Below are 21227 nucleotides of genomic sequence, written 5' to 3' on the forward strand. Positions count from 1 at the left end.
ATGGACGACGACGGCCGGCTGAGCGGGCTTTCGATGGGCCAGGTCATCGACCACGCAATCCTGGACCGCGACGGGCGCCGGGCCGGGCGCGTGGACGACCTGCAGTTTGAACTCGTGCCCGGGTCTGCCGAGGACGATCCGCCGAGGCTTGTGCTGCGCGCCATTGTCTCGGGACCGGTGCCGCGCCCGACGCCCAAGGTGCTCAGGGGCATTGCGCGGGCCTGCTACCGGCTCATCGGAGTGCACGATCCCGGCCCGGCCACCGTCGACTGGTCTCACGTGAAGGCGATCGACGCCTTCGTGCATCTGGACGTCGACCGCGTCGAATCCGGCCTGCGGAAGGTCGACGAGGCAGTGCTGCGCTTCGTCGGGAAGCTGCCCGGATCCGGGAGGGAGCAGGGATGATGCTGACCTACAGCCGCCTCCGCGGCTTGGCGGTGTCCTCGGACGACGGCCGCGTTCGGGGCCGGGTCCTCGATGTCATCGCGGCTCCCGAGGGCGATGAGATGGTCGTTCGGGCTCTCCTCATCGTGCCTCACCGCTTCGCCCTCCTTGCGGGCCGGTTCACGCCGAGGCCGAAGACGACGACGATCCCGGCGAGCCATATCGTCGCGATCGACGACGGCGGAATCCGCCTCAGGGGGAGCGATGGCTGAGGAACTCATCGGCTGGGCCGTGAGCGCGCTGGTGGTGCTCGTCGTCGTCGCCTTCATCGTCTATCTGTTCGCGGTGGCCCGGCTCCCCGACGAACGCCCGCGCGTCTCCACCTACGACAGGCACGGGAAGCTCATAGGCCGGTACGAGAACCCGGGCGAACAGATCGCGCCCGGACGGCGGGGGGATCCGCGTGCCCAGCGGAAGGAGCACGGCGGCTGAGGCGGGGAGAGCGCCGGGCCTCCGGGCCTCCGGGCCGCCGGGCCGCCGCGCTCGCCGGGCCGCGCTTGCCGGGCCGCCCGGCCGCGACTCGTCAATCGGTTGCCGACCGGCATTGACTGGCCTCCGTGGCCGGCAGCGGCGTGTTGCGGAGCGACGCGCCGAGGAAGCGGATCGATGATGGTCGGAATCTGCGCTGGCCCGCGCTTGCCCCGCGGGGCTCGCCGCGCGCTGGCCGATCACGCGGCGAGGCCGTCCGGCAAGGGGAACGCCTCGACGGGGTTGACGAGTTCTCCGAGGCCCTCGACCCGGATGCTCACGTCGTCCCCCGCCGAGATGGGTACTGCGGGCGCCGGCGCGCCGGTGAGGACCAGATCGCCGGGCCCGAGCGGCATGAGCCTGGACAGATAGGCCAGCACCTCGCCGGGATCGCGGGCCAAGTCCCTCGTCGAGGCGGTCTTCGCCTCGGACCCGTTGACGGCGAGGGTGATCGCCACGTCGGCCGGGTCGAGGTCGGTCTCGATCCACGGGCCGATGGGGGTGAACGTGTGGCGGCTCTTCGCCTCGGTCCAGAGCGGGTCTCGGCTCTGGGCCGCTCGGTCGGTGACATCGTTCGCCGCGGTGAAGCCCAGGACGCAGGAGAGCAGGTCCACGGGCCGAACCCCGGCCGTATCCCGACCGATGACCATGGCGAGCTCGCCCTCGGCGACGACGTGGCCGCCGTCGTCCGGCAAGCGCACCTGGGCGCCCGGGCCGATGACCGAGCGCGCTGCCTTGAGGAACGCAGCCGGAGGCAGCGCGCGGTCCGCCGGCCCGGTGTTGTGGGCCATGCCGACGACGGTGCGGGGCTCGATCGGGGCTAGCAGGCGTGCGCGGGCGGCAGGCACGCGCACGCCGGTTGTCCGTGGCTGGGCCTCGAAGGGGTCGAGGAGGAGAGCGAAGCCCTCCTCCTCGAGGACGGCATAGTCGATGCCGCCCGGATGGGCAATCCTGCAGATGCGCACCCTCAGGAGTCCGCGTTCGCGCGGAGCGTGGTCCCGGATGACTTGTGCGGGCGCGGTACCTTCACGAACGGGATCAGGATGGCGGAGCCGGCCAGGCTGACGGACATGAGCAGGAACGAAGCACTGGTTGATCCGGTGGTGCCGTCGAGCCATCCCACGAAGTAGGAGCCCGCGAAGCCGCCGAGGGCGCCGAGGGAGTTGACGAGCGCGATCGCGGGTCCTGCCACGTCCCGGGGCATGAGCTCGGGGATGGCCGCGAAGAACGGTCCGTAGGGAGCGTACTGGGCGGCGCCGGCGATCACGAGGAGGACGAAGGCCGCCCAGAAGTTCTTGGTCCCCACGAGGTAGGAGCCGTAGAACGCGACAGCGCTGAGGGCCAGCCACGGCCAGACGTAGCGGTTGCGGTGGCCGGAGCGGTCGGAGAGCCGGCTGTTGAGGACCATGAGCACGACGGCGAACACGTACGGGATGGCGGAGATCAGGCCGGTCATGCCGATTCCCTGGCCGCCTGCAGCCTTCACGATCGAGGGGAGCCAGAAGACGAAGCCGTAGACGCCGAGGCTCCACAGGAAGTACTGCACCGAGAGGATGACGACGTTGCGGGAGCGGAGGGCGGTCATCAGGGAGGCGGCAGGAGTCATGGCGCGCTGCTCTTCGGCGAGGGCGTCCTCGACGTAGCGGCGCTCGGCGGGATCGAGCCAGCTGGCCTGATGCGGGTGGTCGCGGACGAGGGCCCGGAACACGAACGCCCAGATGACCGCGGGCAGGCCCTCGACGATGAACATCCAGCGCCACGAGGTGGCCTGGACAAGGTAGCCGGACACCGCCGTCAGCCACAGCACCGTCACCGGATTGCCCAGGATCAGGTAGGTGTTCGCCCGCCCGCGTTCGGCCTTCGTGAACCAGTGGCTCAGGAAGATCACCATCGCCGGAAGGACGGCAGCCTCGACCACGCCGAGGAGGAAGCGCACCACCATCAGGAACGCGACCGAGGAGCCGATGCCCTGGAGGGAGGCGAGAACGCCCCACGCGATAAGGCTCCAGAAGATCAGGTTCCTCGCGCTGCGCCGCTCCGCGTAGACGCCCGCGGGCACCTGGAACAGGAAGTAGCCGAGGAAGAACAGTGCTCCCAGCAGGGCCGAGACGCCGGCGTCCAGGTGGAGGTCGGTCTTCATTCCGCCGGCGACGCCGATCGAGTAGTTCGAGCGGTCCAGATACGCGAGCGAATAGGTCACGAACGAGATGGGGAGGAGCCTGGCCCATCTGGTGCGTCCGGGCGACGCTGCGATCGGGCCGGGAGCCGTGCGGGATTGGTCGGACATGAGATCACCTCACTGTGATGTCCCTCTGCGGGATGTTCCGTGTCGGGGGTTCGATAGGCTGCCGTTCCAGATGATGGAAGGGGATATCGCCACTTGGAAGCAAGTCTGCTCCTCTTGTGCCCGCTCGCACAAGGGGGTAAGTCAAAAAGATTCCTTCTTGTGGCATTCCCTCCCATATCGTGGAATGGTCGTGAAATAATCCGAGGGTGAGCCAAACACCTCCAGACATGGTCGGCAAGGCGCTTCTGCTTCTTACCCTGCTCGGCGATTACCCAGACGGCGCCTCGCTCTCAGACGTCGCAAGGCGGGCGGGCTTCCCGCTGAGCACCGCGCACCGCCTCGCCTCTGCCCTCGTTCGCGACGGCTACGCGTGCGTCGACGAGACCAGCCGGCGCTACAGCCTCGGGCTCCAGGTCTTCTCGCTTGCGAGCCGCATTGCGCACCGGCATGGTTTCGCCGGGTCCGCCCTGCCCGTCCTGCGCAAGCTCGCCGAGCAGACGTCCGAGAGCGCGCTCATGTCGGTCATCGATGGGCACCACCAGCTCTACGTGCACCATGTCCAGGGCAGGCACTCCGTGAGCGTCAGCGGCGAACCGGGGCGGCGTGGCCCCCTGCACTGCACCTCGATGGGCAAAGTCCTTGTTGCCTTCGCCCCCGAGGCGCAACGTCACGAGCTCGTCGAAAACCTCGAGCTGACCCCCTTCGTGCCCCACACCATCGTGGACAGGCAGCAGTTCCGGGACGAGATCGACGCCGTCGCGGACCAGGGCTACGCCATCGCCGACGAAGAGCACGAAGCAGGCATCCGCGCCATCGGCGTCCCAGTGAAGGACCTCAACGGTGCGACGATCGCGTCGGTGTCCATCGCGGCGCCCGCGTACCGCGTCAGCCGGGAGAAGCTCCTCGACTACCTCCCCGACCTCAACGAGGCCGCCCGCGAACTGACGGTCCTGCTGCCGCCCCGATGAGTCGGCGCCCTATTCCGCGGGCCTTGGCCGAGGGTCGAGAATCGGGGGATGGAACACGAAGCCAAGGTCACCTCCACAGTTGTCTTCGTCAGGGACCTTGAACGGTCCGCCGAGTTCTACACGAGCGTCTTCGGCTGCCGGAAGACGCTCGACGCCGACGGCGGAGCCCTCCTCCTGGCGCCCGGTGGGTTCCAGATCTACCTCGTCGCGAAGGGCGAGGACGCGCCTCATCCGTTGGAAGGAATCGGTGCGCAGTACCTGATGTGGGCCGTGGACACCCCGGAAGGCCTGCAGCAGTTCGAAGCGTCGTTGAAGTCGGCCAGCCTCTACTCCGACACGCATTCCTCAGGCGGCGTGACCTTTGTAGAGGGCCGGGATCCCGATGGCATTCGCGTCGTCATCGCACATCCCAGCCCCCTACAGCAGCCCCGTTCGTCCCTCGACAACCGGATCTACAGCTAGACCCAGCCTGATTCGATCCGCGTCAGCTCGCGGTGGTGGTGGCCGTGCGTCCGCCGTCGGCAGTGAGCGCGACGGTGATCGGCAGGCCCCCGGCGACGGTGATCTGGGCCGTGGTGCTGGCTCCCGGGGTCAGGGCGGCGGCGACCGGTACGGCGAACTTGCTCGGGTCGCGGCCGATGATCTGGGCCGGCTGGCCGGACGGGGCGGTGATGGCCTGGAGGCGCAGGTCGTGCGCGGTGGCGGGGCCCTCGTTGCGGACGGTGAGCTGCCACGTCGTCGTGCCCCCGGAGTAGGTCTTGGCGACCGAAGCGGTGAGCTTCGCGGACGCCGGCTGGGCGCCGTCGTCGACCTCGAGGATGAGCGTGTCCCATCCGGGGCCCTTGCCTGCCGGCGCCGGGGAGCCATGGGCAAAGGTGATCGTGTTCTCCCCGGCGACGAGCAGCCCGGCCGGGAACGACAGCAAGGCCGTGCGGGGGTACCCGCTGCGATCGGCTTGGCGCGCGATGGTCGAGTCGTTGTTGCTGGGGAGGGTTCCGGTGATGGCCGTCGTGTTGCCGTTGACGGCAACGATGGGCGCGCCGCCCTGCTGCATCGCCGTGGCCACGGTGAGGTACGCCGTGCCCGTGTATGCCCGCTCGAGGGTGAACTTGACTGTCCAAGTGCCCCTGTTGGTCTGGGCGTAGTACCAGTCGGTGGGCTCCCAGCTCTGGCCGATCGTGAAGGTCAGGTCCGCCGGGATGGTGGAGGGCTTTTCGTAGCCGCGGGGCTTCGCGGTCACGGGCGACTTCGTGGCGAGTGCGTACTCTCCGGCTGTCCGGTCTGAGCGGCCGATCTGCCACAGGAACGTCCCGTGCGTCGTGGGGGACCACACGATCTCGCCGAGGTCCTGCTGGGCGCCGCGGACGACGACGCCGGGCTGGCGGTAGAGGTCGGTCACCGACCCTTCTGCCGGCTGGACGTAGAGGACGTAGGATCCCGGGGCCGTGCTGCCGGGCTGCCACGCCGGAGGGATGCCGGGAAGCTCGAAGCGCCCATCGGCGTCGGTCTTGACGAAGTAGGTCGGCTCGGCGATCGGGAAGACGCTGTCGCTGTCCTGGGTGGAGAGGATGACGTGGAAGTCCGCTGCGGGGCGTCCGTCGGCTAGGCGGACGCGTCCTGTCACGGTGGTTCGCTGGGCGGGGGAGGGGTAGAGGGAGTCTGCCATCCACGGGGCCCCGGCCCGGTGCTCGCTGATCGCGGCCCGAGCAGTGCGGGCGGCCTCGGCGATCATGGCGTCCGGCGTGCTCGGGTCGCCCACTGTGAAGAACGTCAGCCAAGGCCCGTAAAGGCGCCGGTAGCCGGCTTTGATCGGGTAGGCGGGCTCGCCGTAGTGGTTGCGGGAGAAGTAGTTCAGGATCAGGGCGTCCTGATGGATGGCCAGATCCTGGTGCTGGGGCCCGGCCCCGTAGAACGCGCACAGCGTGTCATCGGTGACGCCGCCCAAGGGGGTGAACCAGGCGCCGAAGCCGTGCCCGAAGTGCCCGAACATCGGATTCTCGTGGTGGTACAGGCTCCAGTCGTACTTGCTGTAGACGCTGCCGGCGGGAAGGTGGCCCGAGTTGCTCTCCGGGCTCGGGAGGCTGGGGTTGTTGACCCCATCAACCCGCCACGTCTCGTCCTGCACACTCTGCTGAGTGGCGAGGTAGGCGTAGGTGGGCTGCTGCCCCGCGCCTCGCTCCCAGTTGTAGGCGTGGTCCAGGAGGCTGCGGTCCCAGCGCGTGTTCATGCGCACCTCGTTGATGGACGTGTCGGTCACGGCCGTCATGATGTCGTACCCGTAGATGCCGCGGTGGCCGGACCTCATCACGAGGTGGTGCTCGTGCTGCAGCGGGGTGCTCGTGGTGTCCACGAACGCCACCTCGACGAGGCCGGGCTCTGCCCGAAGAACGTCCACCCGCGAGCACACCAGGCGCGTCTTGCCGCCGGAGGCGTCGACATAGAAGGAGTGCTGGCGGTCGGGGTCCCGCGGATTGACGCCGTTGAGGTTGTGGGCGAGCTCGGTGCCGGCGACGACGATCGAGGTCGCAGTGATCGAGACGTTCTGCCACCCGGTGGGGACTCCGACGTCGTCCCGGCCGAAGGCTGCCCGCACGAGCCCGTTGTCCAAGACCAGCTCGGGCACCTCGTTCGGGAACGAGTAACTCCCCACTTTGGCGGGAGCGCCCCCGATCAGCACCTTCACGCCGTCGCCCTCGCCCGGTGTGGGTGCAGCGACAGCGGTGCCGACCCCGGCCGGCCCCACGAGCGCCGCGCCGATCGCGGCGCCGCCTAGTCCCTGCACAACCCTGCGCCGACTGACTCCCTTCGGTCGCTCCGGGCGCGCCTCTCGCTGTGCTGGCTGGATCTGGTCCGACTTGTCTGGCTGCATCTCTCGCTCCTCAATGAGCTAGTTCGCTGGCGACTAGGAAAGCGGTTTCCGAAGGAATTGAAACGATATTCCCAGAGAGCCGCGAGCAAAGTCAATGCTCTGGTGAGGAGGTTGTGGCTGAGCGTCAGCGCTTCGGATCGATCATCGTCATGCCCGCGACGTTCGCCGTGTCGAAGCGTGGCAGCAGCTCAGCGCCGTCGTCCAGCCCGATGACGCGCTCGATGAGCTTCTGCGGCTCGAGCGCGCCCGTCGCAATCAGGGCGAGCATCCCGGGGTAGTCCGCGGCGGCCATTCCGTGGCTGCCGAAGACGTCGAGTTCCCACGCGATGACGCGGGCCATGGGCACGCGGGGGTGGCCGTCCACGGGTGGGAGGAGGCCGATCTGGACGTGCCGTCCGCGGCGGCGCAGGCTCAGGATCGCGTCGGAGCTGGTCTGCTCGCTGCCGACGGCGTCGACTGCGACATGGCTTCCCCCGCCCGTGAGCGCGTGCACCTGTCCTGGGATGTCCGTGCCGTCCGCCAGCAATACGTGGTCGGCCCCGAGGGAAGCCGCCACGTCAAGGGCGGCGGCATTGCGGTCGACGGCGATGACCTTGCCCCCGAGCGCCTTCGCGATCATGACCGCGCTGAGCCCGACGCCGCCCGAACCGACGACCGTGACCCACTCGTCCGCGGCGAGGCGCGCCCGCGCGGTGAGCGCGCGGTAGGCGGTCGCGAAGCGGCAGCCCAGGCTCGCCGCAGCTTCGAAGCTGACGCCGTCGGGGATGGCGACGAGATTGGTGTCGGCCGCGTGGATCACGACCCGCTCGGCGAAGGAACCCCAGTGGGTGAAGCCCGGCTGTTGCTGCTCCGGGCAGACCTGCGCGTTGCCCGAGCGGCACCACTCGCACCTGCCGCAGCCTTCCACGAAGGGAGCCGTGACGCGGTCCCCGACGTTCCACTTCGTCACGCCCTTGCCGACAGCGACGACGACCCCCGCGAACTCGTGACCAGGCACGTGGGGGAGCGCGACGTCGTCGTGCCCTGCCCAAGCGTGCCAGTCGCTGCGGCACAGCCCGGTGGCGACGACGTCGACCGCCACGCCGCCGTCCGGCACCCGCGGCTCTTCGACCTCCCGGACGGCGAGCGGTCCGGCGATCCTGTCCATGACAATCGCGCGCAAGGAATGGCCGCCTAGGCGTTCGCGGAGCTGAGGGCGAAAGCGGCGATGCGGTCGAACGCTGCGTCCAGTTCGTCGTCGACCGGCTGCAACTCGGGATGCACCTCGTAGTGGGCCAAGAGGCGTCGCGCGCCCTCGTCGAACGTGATGGTCGAGCGGAACTCGGGGACAAGCGCCCGCAGCTTGCTTGTGTCGAACACGACCGAGTGCGTGCGGTCCCCAAGGAGCCCGGGGCCCAGCGGGGGATGAAGCCGGGCGATCGTCTCCGAGGCCACGTGGACGAACTCCGGGCTCTCGACCCCTGCGGCGTCGGCGAGCCAGCCGTAGATCTGGTTCCATGTCGGCACGTGGTCGCCGGTGATGGTGAAGGCTTCGCCGATGGCATCGGGATGGCCGAGCAGCCCGGTGAAGCCCACTGCGAAGTCCTCGCTGTGGGTCAGGGTCCACAGGCTCGTGCCGTCTCCGTGGATCAGGACCGGCTTCCCCACGCGCATGCGGGCGACGTCGGTCCAGCCGCCCAGGTTGGGGAAGAGCCGGTGATCGTAGGTGTGGGACGGGCGCACGATGGTGATCGGCAGGGCGCGCTCGCGGAACGAGTTCACGAGGAGGTCCTCGCAGGCGATCTTGTCCCGCGAGTACTGCCAGAAGGGGTTGCGCAGGGGAGTGGACTCCGTGATCGGAAGGCGCCGCGGCGGCTTCTCGTAGGCCGAGGCGGAGCTGATGAAGACGTACTGGGCGGTCCGGCCCTCGTACAGTTCGATGTCGGTTGCCACCTGATCGGGGGTGAAGGCCACGAACTGCGCGACGACGTCGAACTCCCGGTTCCCCAAGGCATCCCGCACGGACTGCCGGTCCCGCGCGTCGGCGACGACGCTCTCCACCCCGTCCGGGAGGGGCTGCCGTCCCGTGCCCCGGTTCAGCACGGTCACCGAGTCTCCCCGCTCGAGGGAGCGTGCGACGCACGCGGCGCTGATGGTGCCGGTTCCGCCGATGTAGAGGATGGACTTTCCTGCCATGGAGTTCCTCCTGGTTCAGTGATCGCGCGCCCGACTTCGTCGCTGATGCTGCGAAGCGGGGCGCCGGGGTTGGCCGTACCGTATCGCCGAATTGGAGAGCCTGTCCAGATTTTGTTAGCGTTGCTAACTATGCACCACTCGGCAGGACTGTCATGACCCACCACCCGCGCAAGGGGCTCGTGCTCGCCATCTGCTGCATGAGCCTGCTCATCGTCTCCCTGGACGCCACTGTCGTGAACGTGGCGCTGCCCTCGATTCGGCGCGACCTGAACACCACCGTCTCGACGCTGCAGTGGACGATCGACGGCTACACCGTGGCGATCGCCAGCTTCCTGCTCCTTGCCGGCTCCGCTGCCGACCGCATCGGCCGGAGGCGCGTCTTCCAGACCGGGCTCGTGACCTTCGGCCTCGCCTCGCTCCTGTGCAGTCTGGCGCCGACGATCCACCTGCTCATCCTGTTCCGGATCCTGCAGGGCATCGGCGGCTCGATGCTCAACCCGGTCGCTATGTCGATCATCACCAACATCTTCACCGAGCGCCGCGAACGGGCGCGGGCGATCGGCGTCTGGGGCGCCGTCGTCGGCGTTTCGCAGGCCTTCGGGCCGCTCGTCGGCGGGTATCTCACCGAGCATGTCGGGTGGCGCTCGATCTTCTGGGTCAATGTGCCGATCGCCGTCCTTGCGGTCGTGCTGACCGCGCTGTTCGTGCCGGAGTCGAAGGCACCTCGTGCCCGCGGGATCGACCCCGTGGGGCAGGTCCTCGTCATCGTGGCGCTCGCCTCGCTGGTCTATGCCCTCATCGAGGGGCCAGGGCAGGGCTGGGCCTCGCCGGTCATTGTGGCGCTCATCGTGGTCGCGGCCGCAGCGGTGGCCGGGCTCATCGGCTACGAACGCCGGCTGGAGGAGCCCTTCCTCGACATGCGGTTCTTCCGCTCGGTGCCGTTCTCCTCGGCGACCCTCGTCGCCGTCCTCGCGTTCGGGGCCTACGCAGCCTTCCTCTTCGTCAACGCGCTCTACCTGCAGCAGATTCGGGGCTACTCGCCGTTCGCCACCGGGCTCTACATGCTGCCCCTCGCGGCCTGCACCCTGGCCGCCTCGCTCAACTCGGGGCGCATGGTGGGCCGTTTCGGCACCCGTCCCTCGCTCATGATCGCCGGCGGCCTGCTATGCGCGAGCGGGATCAGCCTCACGTTCCTGCGGGCAGACACGCCGTACGCGGTCCTGCTGATCTCCTACGTGCTCTTCGGCCTCGGGTTCGGGACCGTCAACGCTCCCATCACCACCACGGCCGTCGGGGGCATGCCGATGTCCCAAGCCGGCGTGGCCGCGGGCGTCGCTTCGACGAGCCGTCAGGCGGGAACGTCGATCGGCGTCGCTCTTGCCGGCACGCTGACCGGCGCCGGGGCGAGTGCGGCGATCGGCCCGTCCTTCACCGGCGACACCCACCTGTTGTGGTGGGTCGTCGCGGCTTCGGGCCTCGCCGTCCTGCTGATCGGGTTCGTCTCCACGACACCGTGGGCGCACCGCTCTAGCGACGCCGTGCGGATGCTTTTCGAGGAGAGGGGCGAGCGGGCGGGGGTTTAGGGGGCTTCTGGGCGGAGACGGACGTGCTGAGAGGCCTTTGGGCCCTCCCGGGCGGGGGCGTGCCCCGGCTGCGGGCGAGTCACTTTCTTCCTTGCCGCGCGCCGAGCGGCGCATCTGCTGATGTTCATGCCGTGGCACGATGTCTAGACCCTCGCACCGAAGTGGGGCGGAAGGTTCGGAAGGGCCCTATCGGCCCGCGTACTGCCGTCGTCGAAGAGTGAGGCGTTGGGATGCACCTTGTTGCGACACACGGGGGGATTGTCGCTGTCCGAAGGACGTTCCTTTTCCGCTGCACGGCGAGGCCAACCGATGGGTCCTGGTGCGCCGCCATCGCCCGGAGTGCGACAGGGCTGTTGAGAGTAGGGTGACTTCGAAGGACACCGGCTTCAAAGCAGCGGAGCTACTACAATCGTCTGGGTGGTGACGGACTCGGAACGCTCTGACCCGACGCGTGAGAGTTCGGTGCTTCTGCGGGGTCTGGCGATTCTGGGGTGCTTCGACAGCCCCATGCCGGTGATTACGGCCAGTGCCATCGTCAAGCAGACGGGCCTTCCTCCGGCGACGGTGCACCGTATTCTGACCATCCTCATCGAGGGAGGGGCGGTGGAAAGGGTATCCCGGGGCTCGTACCGGTTGGGTTTGAAGATGTGGCGTCTTGGCTCGTCTGTTCCGCAGGCCCGGGTCCTCCGCGACGTTGCCCTGCCGTTCTTGGAGGACCTCTACGAGACTACTCACGAGGTTGTCCATCTGGCGGTGCGGGACGGTCTTGAAACCCTGTACATCGAGAAGATCTCGGGACGCGGCGCCGTCTCGGTCACGTCCCGCGTCGGTCGACGCCTTCCGCTTCATGCCACCGGTCCGGGAAAGGTCCTTCTGGCCTATGGGCCTCGGGATGTCTTCGACCAGCTTGTGGCCCGCGGGCTACCCGCGCTCACTCCGCAGACGATCACGGACCCTGACGCGATTCGACGTTCCATAGCGGAAATAAGGCGGTCCGGCTACGCGCTCTCGCGAGAAGAGTCATCGGTAGGGACCGCCTCGGTCGCCGCCCCGATCTTCGGCTCGCTGCGCGAGATCATTGCCAGCGTCTCGGTGGTGGTTCCGGCGTCAACGTTCAACCCCTGGACACTTGCGCCCGTGGTCAGGGCCGTGGCGCTGGGGATATCCCGCGGCATGGGAGCTCCGTCACGCTGAGGTGTCAGCCCGAATGCGTGCCGCTGTCCTGGAGCAGCAGGCTCCAGGACAGCGGCGTGGCTGGTCCATATGAGTCGGCGAGCGTCCGGCGCCCCTTCCGACGAACGGGTCAGGCTATGGCCGGCGGGCGTCGAGGCTGGGGCTGTCCGCGATGACTCTGGGGAGCAGGAGCATGAGGATCGTCCCGATCAGCAGGAATCCGGCGAGAACGAGGGTCGCGATCGCCGAGCTCCCGGTGGAATCGACCAGCCATCCGACCAGGAAGTTCGCCACGAAGCCTGCCAGATTCCCGAGGGAGTTGATGACCGCCAGGCCCACTGCGGCCGCTCCCGCGGAAAGGAAGGCCGTCGGGAGGCTCCAGAACAGGGGCAACGCAGTGAAGACACCAGCGGCAGCCAGCGCGAGTCCTAGCATCGTGAGGACTGTGTTGGCGGACCCCACGCTCACGATGACCAGGCCCACACCTCCCAGGCAGGCGGCGGCGCCGACATGCAGCCGACGCTTTCCTGTCCTGTCCGAACTGCGAGCACCAAGGACCATCAAGACCAGGGCGGCAGCCCAGGGGATCGCACTCAGCAACCCGACCTGCAGGGGATCCGCAACTCCCGTGCTCTTGATCACCGCGGGCAGCCAGAACGCTATGCCGTAGGAACCCAGCACGAAGCAGAAGTAGACGGCGGAGAGCAGAAGGACCCGGCCGTCTTTGAAGCCGCTCCATGTGCTGTGGACTGGCTTGTGCGACGCTTCTTTGTCGAGCTCTCCCTGGATGCCGGACTTCTCTGCGTCGGTGAGCCATTGCGCAGTGGCCGGGCGGTCTGGCAGGGAGGCGAGAACGAGGAGGCCGACGAGGACTGCCGGTGCGCCTTCGATGAGGAAGAGCCACTGCCAGCCGCGCAGGCCGCCGATTCCTGTGAGCCCGTGGAGGATCCAGCCCGAGAGGGGTCCTCCGATGATGCCGGCGACTGGCGTTGCTGTGAAGAAGAAGGCGGTGGCACGCGCCCGGCGGGGGCCGCTGTACCAGTAGGTCAGGTAGAGGATGACGCCGGGGAAGAAGCCTGCCTCGGCGGCGCCGAGCAGGAAGCGCATGAGGTAGAACTGCCATGGCTCGTGCACCACGAGCATCAGGGCAGAGATGGCGCCCCAGGAGATCATGATCCGGGCGATCCATACACGGGCGCCGACCCGCTGGAGCAGGAGGTTGCTCGGGACCTCGAGGAGGAAGTACCCGATGAAGAAGATCCCGGCACCGAGCCCGTATGCTGCAGCTGAGAAATGGAGGTCCTTGCCCATCTCGAGTTGTGCGAACCCGATGTTGACCCGGTCCAGGTAGTTGCAGATGTATGCCAGGAAGAGCAGCGGGATGAGGCGCAGGGTCACCTTGCGACAGGCGCCGCTCATCGCAACACCGGGTGGGGACTGCCACGGCTTCGTGGCACGGTTCAGGCTTTCCATGATGGTTCTCGCTCCTAGGTGTGAGTAGTTCTTGGCGCTGGTCGTTCCAGCCGTTGATGAAGCTCTGGGTTCCAAATGGGGTGCTCGCCGAAGTTGGAGGGCCACGGAGGAGGGCTAACGTGCTTGAGCTCTAGGTGGCGGTCACCGCGCAGGTCTACAGGGCGTCGATCGACGATGCAGCTGGGTCGGTGTGAATGGTTTACCCTGCCCTCCGAGGGCGTTGGGCGGCCATGACGTGGGTCAGTTCGCGGTTCTGATCCGCACCAGACGGCACAGGGTCTCGAGTACGGGCGTGGGGACGCCTGATTCCCTACCGGTTTCGACCACCGCACCGCCGATGAAGTCGACCTCGGTGGGGCGCCCGGCCTCCAGGTCCGCCAGCATCGACGTCTTGTGGGCCGCGTGGTTGGCGAATGCGCTCTCGACAGCTCCGCCGACCCGCTCGACCGAGAGGTCGATGCCTTCTGACGCCGCAACACTGCGGGTCTCGGCCAGGACGGCCGAGATCAGGGCTCGCGCATCCGGGGACTTGGCCAGATCGCCGACGACCTTCCCCGTCACGGCCGACAATGAGTTCAACGCTGCGTTGAAGGCGACCTTCTCCCAGATGGGGATCCGGACATCGCTTTCGACTTTCGCGTTCAGTCCTGCCCTGTTGAACGCCTGGGCCACTTCGTCAGCGTGCCCTTGCGGGCCGAGCGAGCCGATGCGCACCGATCCGCGCTCACTGCTCTTGACACGGCCGACCGCTTCGAGGTCCGCCGGGAAGTCGGTCACCCCCGCCACTGTGTGCTCCGGTCCGAAGAACTCCATCAGGATCTTGGCGTGCCCGAGGCCGTTCTGGAGAGTCAGTCCGACCGAACCGGGGCCCAGGAGGTGCTGCACGGATTCGACGGCCGAGCGGGTGTGGAATCCCTTCGTGAAGACCACGAACAGGTCAAAGGGACCGCGTTCGTCTTCGGCCCGTCGCGCCTTCACCGAGACATGTTCGGTGCCCTTCTCGGTCTCCAGGGAGATCCCGGAGGAGTTGAGGGCGTCGATCGTCCGCTGCTGGGTGTCGAACAGCGTCACGTCTTCCCCGGCCAGTTGGAGGCGTGCTCCGAAGAGCTGGCCCATGGCCCCGGCGCCCACGATTGCGGTCTTCACTGCATGATCTCTCTTTCTTCCTTGGCCCACGCATTGCTGGGCTCTTCCGTGTTCCGCGAACACCGCAAACCCCGCCGGACTCGCGTCGTTCTGCGCTGCGTGACCCTTGCTGGGAGAGGGGAAAGCGGGCGGGGGACCGGACGCGGTGCACAGAGGGATGGCACCCGTCGTCCGGCGCCAGGCGAGGTTGCTAGTGCGTGACCACCCTGGCGTCGATGAGGACGGGCCCTGTGGAGACCAGCGCCTTCTGGTATGACTTCTCGAATTCCTCGCGGGTCGTGGTCCTCTCGGCGGTCACTCCGTAGCCTTCGGCGATGGCCACGAAGTCGATGCCGCCGAGCTTGAGGCCAGGCACGTCTGGGACGCCCATGCGCTGTGCGAATCCGGCAAGGGCGCCGTAGGCCTCGTTGTTGACGATGATGAAGACGGTCCGGGTGTTCCGCTGGGCGGCCGTGTAGAGGGCGGTGATGCCGTAGTTGGCCGAGCCGTCGCCCACGGTGGCCACGACGGTCTTGTCCGGGTCGCCGATCGACATGCCGACTGCGACCGGCAGGCCGAAACCGAGGCCGCCGGATGCCGGGAAGTTGTACATGCCCGGACGCTCGATCGCGATGCGCTCGAGGTAGTCGAGGTCCAGTGTGGTGGTCTCGTTGACGTAGGCCACCGTGTCGTTGACGTTGGCATTGAGCACTTCGAGGATCTCGGTGCCCGTCATGCCCTCGGACGAGGTTCTGGCTGCCGGCAGCTTCCGGGAGCCGGCAGCACCCCGGCGGCGGCCACGGTCCTTCACGCCCTCGTCGAGGGCCTTGGCCGTGGAAGCGACGTCGGCGACGATGGAGCGTCCGAACGGAGCGCGGGTTGCCTCGCGGGGGTCCTGGGTGACGTGCAGGACGGCGGTGCCCGGCGCGAGATAGTTGCTCGGCTCCCAGCGGTGGTATCGGAACATTGCCGCGCCGAGCACGAGGACGACGTCGTAGCCGGCGAGGCGGTCGCGGACCGACTTGATCCCGGGCACCAGGACGCCCTCGAAGTTCGGGTGCGTGGTGGGGAAGGGGCCGCGGGAGGGCGACGGGGCCACGAATACCGAGGCGTCGGACTTCTCCGCAAGGGAGACCACGGCGCCGAACACCTCGGGATCCTCGATCGCGGCGGCGTCCACTTGGGGGCCCACCACGATGGCGAGCCTCTTCGCGCCGTCGATCGCTGAGGTGAGCTCCTGCGACAGCTCTGGGGTGAGAGCGCCGGCTGTTGAGACCGAGCGCGCCATGAGGAGGACGTCGTCCTCGAGAGCAGGCTGGGCCCAGTCGTCCAGGGGGACGGAGACGTAGACGGGGCGCTTCGGGTGGGTCGTGGTCTCGAAGACTGCCTGGGCGAGGGTGCGGGGCACATCGGCGGCATCCAGTGGCTCGTGCGAGTACTTCACGAGCGGTGCGGGCAGGAGCGAGGCGTCGGTGCTCGCAAGCATGGTCTCCTGGCCCACGGTGCGGCGGACCTGCTGCCCGGCGAGGATCACCATGGGAATGTGCCCGTAGTGGGCATTGGTGAGCGCGCCCATTGCGTTTCCGGACCCTGATGCCGCGTGGAGGTTCACGAGGGCAGGCCTTCCGGTCGCGCGGGCGTAGCCCTCCGCCATGCCGACGACGACCTGTTCATGGAGGCCGAGGATGAAGTCGAAGTCTCCATCGAGGCCGGCGAGGAAGGTCAGCTCATTTGATCCGGGATTGCCGAAGATCGTGGTCAGTCCGTGCGCCCGGAAGACGTTCAGGGCTGCTTCAAGGACTGTGTTCTGGGTGGTTGCCACTTCTTGTTTCCCTCGGATGGTCTTCATCTCGGACGTCGTTGTTTGGCCGCCCCGGAATGGGACCCGGAGTGCTTGGCGCCTGCCGGGTCCCATTCTCAGCGGTGGGGCGTCTGGCGGGTTGGCCGGGCTCAGAAGGGGACCGGGCCCATCGCGGAGCGCACCCCGACCCAGTGCAGGGTCGTGAAGTCCTCGATGGCCTGCTCGCCGTTGAAGCGGCCGATGCCGGAGTTCTTCTCGCCTCCGAACATGACGTTGGGCTCGTCGTTGACGGTGGAGTCGTTGACGTGGGTCATGCCGGCCTTGATGCCGCGGGCGAAGCGCACCCCGCGCTCGACGTCGCGGGTGAACACGGCCGAGGACAGGCCGAACTCGGTGTCGTTCGCGATCCGCAGGGCATCGGCCTCGTCCAGGGCCTTGATGATGCCGATGGCGGGGCCGAAGATCTCGTTCTTGGCGATGTCCATGTCCTCGGTGACGTCGGCGAAGACGTGGGGGCCGATGAGGCGGCCGTCGAGCTGGCCGCCGACTACCTCACGGGCGCCCTGCTGCCGGGCGGAGTCGATGAGCCGTGTGACCGTCCGGACCTGGTCGTCGTTGACGAGCGGGCCGAGGAGGACAGCATCGTCCGTGGTGTCTCCGGCGACCAGCTGCCTGGCACGGGCAGCGAAGCGCTCGACGAAGTCGTCGTAGACGGCAGCGTCGACGATGATGCGGTTGGCTGCCATGCAGATCTGGCCCTGGTGGAGGAATTTCGCCATGAGGGCGCCGTTGACCGCTCCGTCGAGGTCCGCGTCGTCGAGGACCACGAGCGGGGCGTTGCCCCCTAGCTCGAGGGCCACGTGCTTCATGTGCCCCTGGGCTGCAAGCGAGCCGACTCGCTGTCCGACCGGGGTGGAGCCGGTGAAGGAGATCATTGACGGGATGGGGTGCTGGACGAAGTGGTCCCCGATCTCGGAGCCGGCGCCCGCGACGACGGACAGCAGGCCCGCCGGGAGGCCGGCTTCCTCGAAGATCTCGGCCACGATCAGGCCGCCCGAGACCGGGGTGTCCGAGGCCGGCTTGAGGACGACGGCGTTGCCCAGGGCAAGGGCGGGGGACACGGAGCGGATGGAGAGGTGCAGGGGGAAGTTCCAGGGGGAGATGATGCCGATGACGCCGCGGGCCTCGCGGTAGACACGGTTCTCCTTGCCCGGGAAGGCCGAGGGGTGCAGGGTCCCGTGGGCGCGGTTCGGGAAGGTGGCGGACTCGCGCGTGATGCCGATCGCGGAGCTGACCTCGATGTTGGCCTTGAGCGCGGAAGATCCGGACTCGACGCGGAGCAGTGCGGTGATCTCCGCGCGACGGCGTTCGAGGATCTCGGCTGCCCTGGCGATGACGGCCGCGCGCTCGGCCGGCGGCGCTGCGGCCCATTCCTTCTGGGCCTGCGCCGCGGCCTCGTAGGCCTCGTCGACGTCGGCGGCGGAGGCGCCCGGGAACGAGCGCAGCTCGGTGCCGTCGATGGCGGAGGTAATGGTGATCTTGCGGTCAGACGAGCCGTCGCGCCAGCTGCCGCCCAGGAAGGCGCCGGCCTTCAGCCCTTCGATCACGGAGACAGCATCATCGAAGATCTGGGTGGGCGTGGGAGTAGTCGTAGCTGCAGTCATGAGAGCCTCTCTGGGTTCGGTGGCGGAATGGAGTTCAGTTGTTGGTGGTCGTTGATGCGTGCGCCCCGGGCGCCTGCGACTCGGATGCGCTGGGGCGCGGTTTGGGCACGGCCGCGATCGCGACCACTCCGAGCAGCGCTGAAGCGGCGAAGACGTAGAAACTCATCGGATAGGCAAGATGCGCCACGACGAGCATGCCCGTGAACCACGGGCCTGCGATGGCACCGAGACGGCCGAAAGCAGAGACGAAGCCCATGCCCGTAGCGACGACCGTCCGCGGGTAGATGTAGCCCACGAAGCCGTAGACAAGGACCTGGGCACAGAAGACGAAGATCCCGGTGACGAATACGAAGCCGTTGAGCACCAACTGGTTGTCCATCTTGAGGCTCAGGACCATGAGCAGCACCGCTGCGGCCCCGAACCAGAACATCGTGGTGCCCTTGATCCCCCGCCGGTCCGCGACTCGCCCTCCGATCAGCATGCCGGCCACAGCTCCCACGTTCAGGACGAGGAGCAGGACAAGGGAATCGGACACGTTGTATCCCGCGCCGCGCATGAGCTGGGGCAGCCACGTGTTCAGGCCGTAGACGAGCAGCAGCCCCATGAAGGCGGCAGTCCAGAGGCCCACGGTGATCCTCAGGTAAGGGGGCCGCAGGAGACCACTGAGGCGAACTGCGCTGCCTTCGCGCTTCACGACAGCGGCGGGAGCCGTCACCGTCCTCGTCTCCGGGAGCTTGGCCCACATGACCAGTGCTGCCACCACGCCCAACACGCCGCCGACATAGAACATCACGGGCCACTGCCTGCCAGCCAGGATCGCAACCAGGGACGCGAGGATCGCACCGACGTGGTAACCCGTCATCGTGATGGTGCTCGAGTGCGCTCGGGCGTTGCTCGGGGCGGCCTCCTGCATCGCGGTCACAGCCACCGGCATGCACCCGCCCAGGCCGATGCCCGCCAAGAGGCGGAGGACCCCCATGATGGTGGTGTTCGGAGCCAACGGGAACAGGATCGTGAACACAGAGAAGGCCAGAACGCACGCGATCAAGGGGATGCGCCGCCCGAAACGGTCGGAGATCGGGCCGATCAGTGCGGCGCCCACCCCGACGCCCACGGACGAAATAGTCGCGACGAACGTCGCGCTAGCGGCATCGATGCCTCCGAACTTCGTGTCCAGGAGCGTCGGTATAGCAGCGCCGAGCGCAACGAGGTCATATCCCTCGAACACAACAGTCAGCCAACACAGGCCGACGATCCAACGGCGATGTGGATCCATGGCATGAACTTCCTTGTCTACGCCAGCCGAAGCCGTCCTACCAGATGGGGGTGCGGGGACGCCGGACCTCGAATTCGAGGTCAGGGGGCGACCTGCCTGACCGCAAGTAGACCCTTTCCATGATCCACGCCACAGGCCTTGTCTCACTCAGCGGAAAATGGTCTGCCTCCCTCGGCAGGAAGGAGAGGTATCAAGCCTCCCCGTGGCCGGGAGCGTGCATGACAATGCGAGACCGATGGCGCCCCAGTCAGCCGCCGCGGATGGCAACTCCGCCGCCGAACGGCGGGGCCAGGCGGTGGTGGACTTGGACCTCCGCGCGGCCGCGTACCCGGTCCGACGTTGAGCCCGAGGACCAGAGTCCGGCGAAGCCTTAGCGAGCACCCAAGAAGGCGCCGCCCGAAGCGCCGGAGCGAGTCAACTTTGACGATTACGAGCGCAAAGAAGCAAGACTGCGGGAAGACCAGGTCGACGAGCTCGCCGCCCTGGTAAAGCGCATCAAGCGGACCAAGAAACCCGGAGGGGAAAGGATCACCGACATATGTCCACGGTGCTGCTCATGCTGGAGATGTCTCCCTTCGAGAAGGGATGACCTCGCCGGGCTGGGCGGACACAACAATGACGAGCCATCGGTCGAGCAAGGTCCTATGAAGTCACGTCCCGCCCGCCCCGGCCGCCCGGAACACAGGCGCGGACCCCAGGTCGGGCCGACCAGTCGGTGTCAGGACAGCTTCATTGTTATTCGGACAGTCCCTTTCCGCAGGCCGGGTGTCCAGACGACTTCGAAAAGTGGCAGCGTGGGGTGCACTCCACCGCGACTTGAGTTGCACTCTTGATCTACTGATCAATCAGTGGGCCAAGGATCGGTGAAGCCTTGCGAGGGGACCATTTCGCTCTAGGTGGCACAAGCAGGCGTTTGGTGGTGTACGTCGACGGTCCGAGGGGTCAGCTTGGTGCGCTTCCGGTGGTGGCGCTGTTGGAGATTGTAAGTTCGACGGCGGAGTGGTCGAGGGCACCTAGCCCTTGCGCGCTCATCTGCTCGAAGACGTCGTTGAGGGTGGTGGAGACGGGCAGGCGGAGTCCTTTCGCTCGGGCGGTGTCGGCGGCGAAGCGGAGGTCTTTGAGCTGGTTGGCGGCGCTGCCGCCGCCGGTGAAGTCCCTGTTGAGCCAGCGGTCGCGCTTCTGGGCGAGGACTTCGGAGTTGGCGAGGCCTCCGGCGAGGATGCGCAGGAGCTGTCCCCGGTCCAGGCCGTAGGCGTCGGCGAGGACGAGCGCTTCGGAGACGGCGGTCACGGTGCTGGCGACGACGACTTGGTTGCAGGCCTTGGCGATCTCGCCCGTGCCCGGCGCCCCGAAGCGGACGACGGTGGAGCCGACGTTCTCCAGGACTGGCATGGCCTTCGCGACGGCCCAGTCTTCGCCTCCGACCATGACGCTCAGGGCACCGCTCTCGGCCCCGGCGACCCCGCCCGAGAGGGGGGCGTCGACGACGCCGATCCCCTCATGGGAGAGTTCTTCGGCGAGCCGGGCGACGCCGCTGGGGGAGACGGTGCCGTGGATGACGAGCACAGGGTGCTCTCTGCCTGCGCTGCGCCAGCCGGACAGCAGCCCGTTCTCGCCTTCCAAGACGTCCTCGACGTCCGAGAGGTCGGTCAGGACGGTCAGGGCTACGTCTGCCGCGGCGTCGGCGGGTGTGGCCGCGGCGCACGCTCCGCGGGCTGTTGCCGCTTGGGTCCTGGAGGGGGTGCGGTTCCAGACGGTGAGGCTGCCCAGGGAGTCCAGGAGCCTGCGGGCGATGGGCTCTCCCATCCGACCCAGGCCCAGGACGGAGACGGTGGGGCAATGGGTCACGGGTGTTCCTCTTCGGTGTCGGAAGGAGGTCGTGGGGGACCTTCTTCGGGGTGGTGGGTTCCAGAGGGATGGG

At 67.8% G+C, this 21227-nt stretch carries 18 protein-coding genes; 7 read left to right on the forward strand and 11 right to left on the reverse strand.

Features of this window, described 5'->3' with window-relative positions; translation table 11 throughout:
* The 3 genes from L0M17_RS01325 to L0M17_RS01335 are packed head-to-tail and all read left to right on the forward strand — an operon-like array spanning position 1 to position 876.
* The gene (locus L0M17_RS01325; protein WP_241050527.1) at positions 1 to 405 is read left to right on the forward strand and encodes a hypothetical protein; all 405 of its coding nucleotides are present in this window, start codon (positions 1 to 3) and stop codon (positions 403 to 405) included.
* Positions 402 to 656, forward strand: coding sequence for a hypothetical protein (locus L0M17_RS01330; RefSeq protein ID WP_241050528.1), 255 nt, complete (start codon positions 402 to 404; stop codon positions 654 to 656). Before L0M17_RS01325 ends, L0M17_RS01330 begins: the two co-directional genes overlap by 4 nt.
* The gene (locus tag L0M17_RS01335) at positions 649 to 876 is read left to right on the forward strand and encodes a hypothetical protein (RefSeq protein ID WP_241050530.1); all 228 of its coding nucleotides are present in this window, start codon (positions 649 to 651) and stop codon (positions 874 to 876) included. Before L0M17_RS01330 ends, L0M17_RS01335 begins: the two co-directional genes overlap by 8 nt.
* Positions 877 to 1112: 236 nt before the next feature.
* Here the strand turns inward: L0M17_RS01335 and L0M17_RS01340 are convergent, their stop codons facing one another.
* On the reverse strand, positions 1113 to 1877 hold the full coding sequence (locus L0M17_RS01340; protein ID WP_241050532.1) for a fumarylacetoacetate hydrolase family protein: 765 nt from the start codon (positions 1875 to 1877) through the stop codon (positions 1113 to 1115).
* Positions 1878 to 1879: 2 nt separating this feature from the next.
* Entirely contained in the window at positions 1880 to 3199 is a 1320-nt protein-coding gene (locus L0M17_RS01345) for an MFS transporter (RefSeq protein WP_241050534.1), read from the reverse strand.
* Between the two features lie 206 nt (positions 3200 to 3405).
* On the opposite strand from L0M17_RS01345, the gene L0M17_RS01350 reads away from it, so the two are divergent.
* Positions 3406 to 4167 carry an IclR family transcriptional regulator gene (locus L0M17_RS01350; protein ID WP_241050536.1) on the forward strand — a complete coding sequence of 254 codons (762 nt, stop codon included), beginning with the start codon at positions 3406 to 3408 and terminating at the stop codon, positions 4165 to 4167.
* A 48-nt stretch (positions 4168 to 4215) separates the two neighbouring features.
* Positions 4216 to 4629 (forward strand): VOC family protein, encoded by a 414-nt coding sequence (locus L0M17_RS01355; RefSeq protein ID WP_241050538.1) that lies wholly within the window; start codon positions 4216 to 4218, stop codon positions 4627 to 4629.
* 22 nt (positions 4630 to 4651) lie between these two features.
* Here L0M17_RS01355 and L0M17_RS01360 read toward each other — a convergent pair whose 3' ends face one another.
* The 3 genes from L0M17_RS01360 to L0M17_RS01370 form a co-directional block, all read right to left on the reverse strand.
* Positions 4652 to 7036, reverse strand: coding sequence for a polysaccharide lyase family protein (locus L0M17_RS01360; protein ID WP_241050540.1), 2385 nt, complete (start codon positions 7034 to 7036; stop codon positions 4652 to 4654).
* Positions 7037 to 7160: 124 nt separating this feature from the next.
* A complete protein-coding gene (locus L0M17_RS01365) occupies positions 7161 to 8198 on the reverse strand; it encodes a zinc-binding dehydrogenase (RefSeq protein WP_241050542.1) in 1038 nt (345 codons plus the stop codon).
* Positions 8199 to 8209: 11 nt separating this feature from the next.
* The gene (locus tag L0M17_RS01370) at positions 8210 to 9211 is read right to left on the reverse strand and encodes an SDR family oxidoreductase (protein WP_241050544.1); all 1002 of its coding nucleotides are present in this window, start codon (positions 9209 to 9211) and stop codon (positions 8210 to 8212) included.
* A 152-nt stretch (positions 9212 to 9363) separates the two neighbouring features.
* Here L0M17_RS01370 and L0M17_RS01375 point away from each other — a divergent pair, with 152 nt between their 5' ends.
* Positions 9364 to 10794, forward strand: a complete 1431-nt coding sequence (locus tag L0M17_RS01375) for an MFS transporter (RefSeq protein ID WP_241050546.1) — start codon at positions 9364 to 9366, stop codon at positions 10792 to 10794.
* A gap of 417 nt (positions 10795 to 11211) precedes the next feature.
* Complete coding sequence (locus L0M17_RS01380) at positions 11212 to 11988, forward strand: IclR family transcriptional regulator (protein WP_241050548.1); 777 nt, start codon at positions 11212 to 11214, stop codon at positions 11986 to 11988.
* A 114-nt stretch (positions 11989 to 12102) separates the two neighbouring features.
* On the opposite strand, the gene L0M17_RS01385 is transcribed toward L0M17_RS01380, so the two are convergent.
* From L0M17_RS01385 to L0M17_RS01410, 6 genes are all read right to left on the reverse strand, one after another.
* Positions 12103 to 13440: an MFS transporter gene (locus tag L0M17_RS01385; protein ID WP_241050550.1), complete on the reverse strand. Its 1338-nt coding sequence runs from the start codon at positions 13438 to 13440 to the stop codon at positions 12103 to 12105.
* Between the two features lie 240 nt (positions 13441 to 13680).
* On the reverse strand, positions 13681 to 14586 hold the full coding sequence (locus L0M17_RS01390; protein ID WP_241050552.1) for a ketopantoate reductase family protein: 906 nt from the start codon (positions 14584 to 14586) through the stop codon (positions 13681 to 13683).
* Between the two features lie 190 nt (positions 14587 to 14776).
* Positions 14777 to 16387 (reverse strand): benzoylformate decarboxylase, encoded by a 1611-nt coding sequence (gene mdlC / locus L0M17_RS01395; protein WP_241050554.1) that lies wholly within the window; start codon positions 16385 to 16387, stop codon positions 14777 to 14779.
* Positions 16388 to 16515: 128 nt separating this feature from the next.
* Positions 16516 to 18030: an aldehyde dehydrogenase family protein gene (locus L0M17_RS01400; protein WP_241050556.1), complete on the reverse strand. Its 1515-nt coding sequence runs from the start codon at positions 18028 to 18030 to the stop codon at positions 16516 to 16518.
* A 34-nt stretch (positions 18031 to 18064) separates the two neighbouring features.
* Positions 18065 to 19306: an MFS transporter gene (locus tag L0M17_RS01405; RefSeq protein WP_241050557.1), complete on the reverse strand. Its 1242-nt coding sequence runs from the start codon at positions 19304 to 19306 to the stop codon at positions 18065 to 18067.
* A gap of 942 nt (positions 19307 to 20248) precedes the next feature.
* A complete protein-coding gene (locus L0M17_RS01410; protein ID WP_241050559.1) occupies positions 20249 to 21154 on the reverse strand; it encodes an NAD(P)-dependent oxidoreductase in 906 nt (301 codons plus the stop codon).
* Positions 21155 to 21227 lie beyond the last annotated feature (73 nt).

The sequence above is a fragment of the Sinomonas terrae genome (assembly GCF_022539255.1).
GTDB lineage: Bacteria > Actinomycetota > Actinomycetes > Actinomycetales > Micrococcaceae > Sinomonas > Sinomonas terrae.

Bases quoted from the DNA above. Each gene is read 5' to 3' on its own strand.
- L0M17_RS01325 (WP_241050527.1), top strand. From the start codon at position 1: ATGGACGACGACGGCCGGCTGAGCGGGCTTTCGATGGGCCAGGTCATC.
- L0M17_RS01330 (WP_241050528.1), top strand. From the start codon at position 402: ATGATGCTGACCTACAGCCGCCTCCGCGGCTTGGCGGTGTCCTCGGAC.
- L0M17_RS01335 (WP_241050530.1), top strand. From the start codon at position 649: ATGGCTGAGGAACTCATCGGCTGGGCCGTGAGCGCGCTGGTGGTGCTC.
- L0M17_RS01345 (WP_241050534.1), bottom strand. From the start codon at position 3,199: ATGTCCGACCAATCCCGCACGGCTCCCGGCCCGATCGCAGCGTCGCCC.
- L0M17_RS01355 (WP_241050538.1), top strand. From the start codon at position 4,216: ATGGAACACGAAGCCAAGGTCACCTCCACAGTTGTCTTCGTCAGGGAC.
- L0M17_RS01360 (WP_241050540.1), bottom strand. From the start codon at position 7,036: ATGCAGCCAGACAAGTCGGACCAGATCCAGCCAGCACAGCGAGAGGCG.
- L0M17_RS01370 (WP_241050544.1), bottom strand. From the start codon at position 9,211: ATGGCAGGAAAGTCCATCCTCTACATCGGCGGAACCGGCACCATCAGC.
- L0M17_RS01375 (WP_241050546.1), top strand. From the start codon at position 9,364: ATGACCCACCACCCGCGCAAGGGGCTCGTGCTCGCCATCTGCTGCATG.
- L0M17_RS01385 (WP_241050550.1), bottom strand. From the start codon at position 13,440: ATGGAAAGCCTGAACCGTGCCACGAAGCCGTGGCAGTCCCCACCCGGT.
- L0M17_RS01400 (WP_241050556.1), bottom strand. From the start codon at position 18,030: ATGACTGCAGCTACGACTACTCCCACGCCCACCCAGATCTTCGATGAT.
- L0M17_RS01405 (WP_241050557.1), bottom strand. From the start codon at position 19,306: ATGGATCCACATCGCCGTTGGATCGTCGGCCTGTGTTGGCTGACTGTT.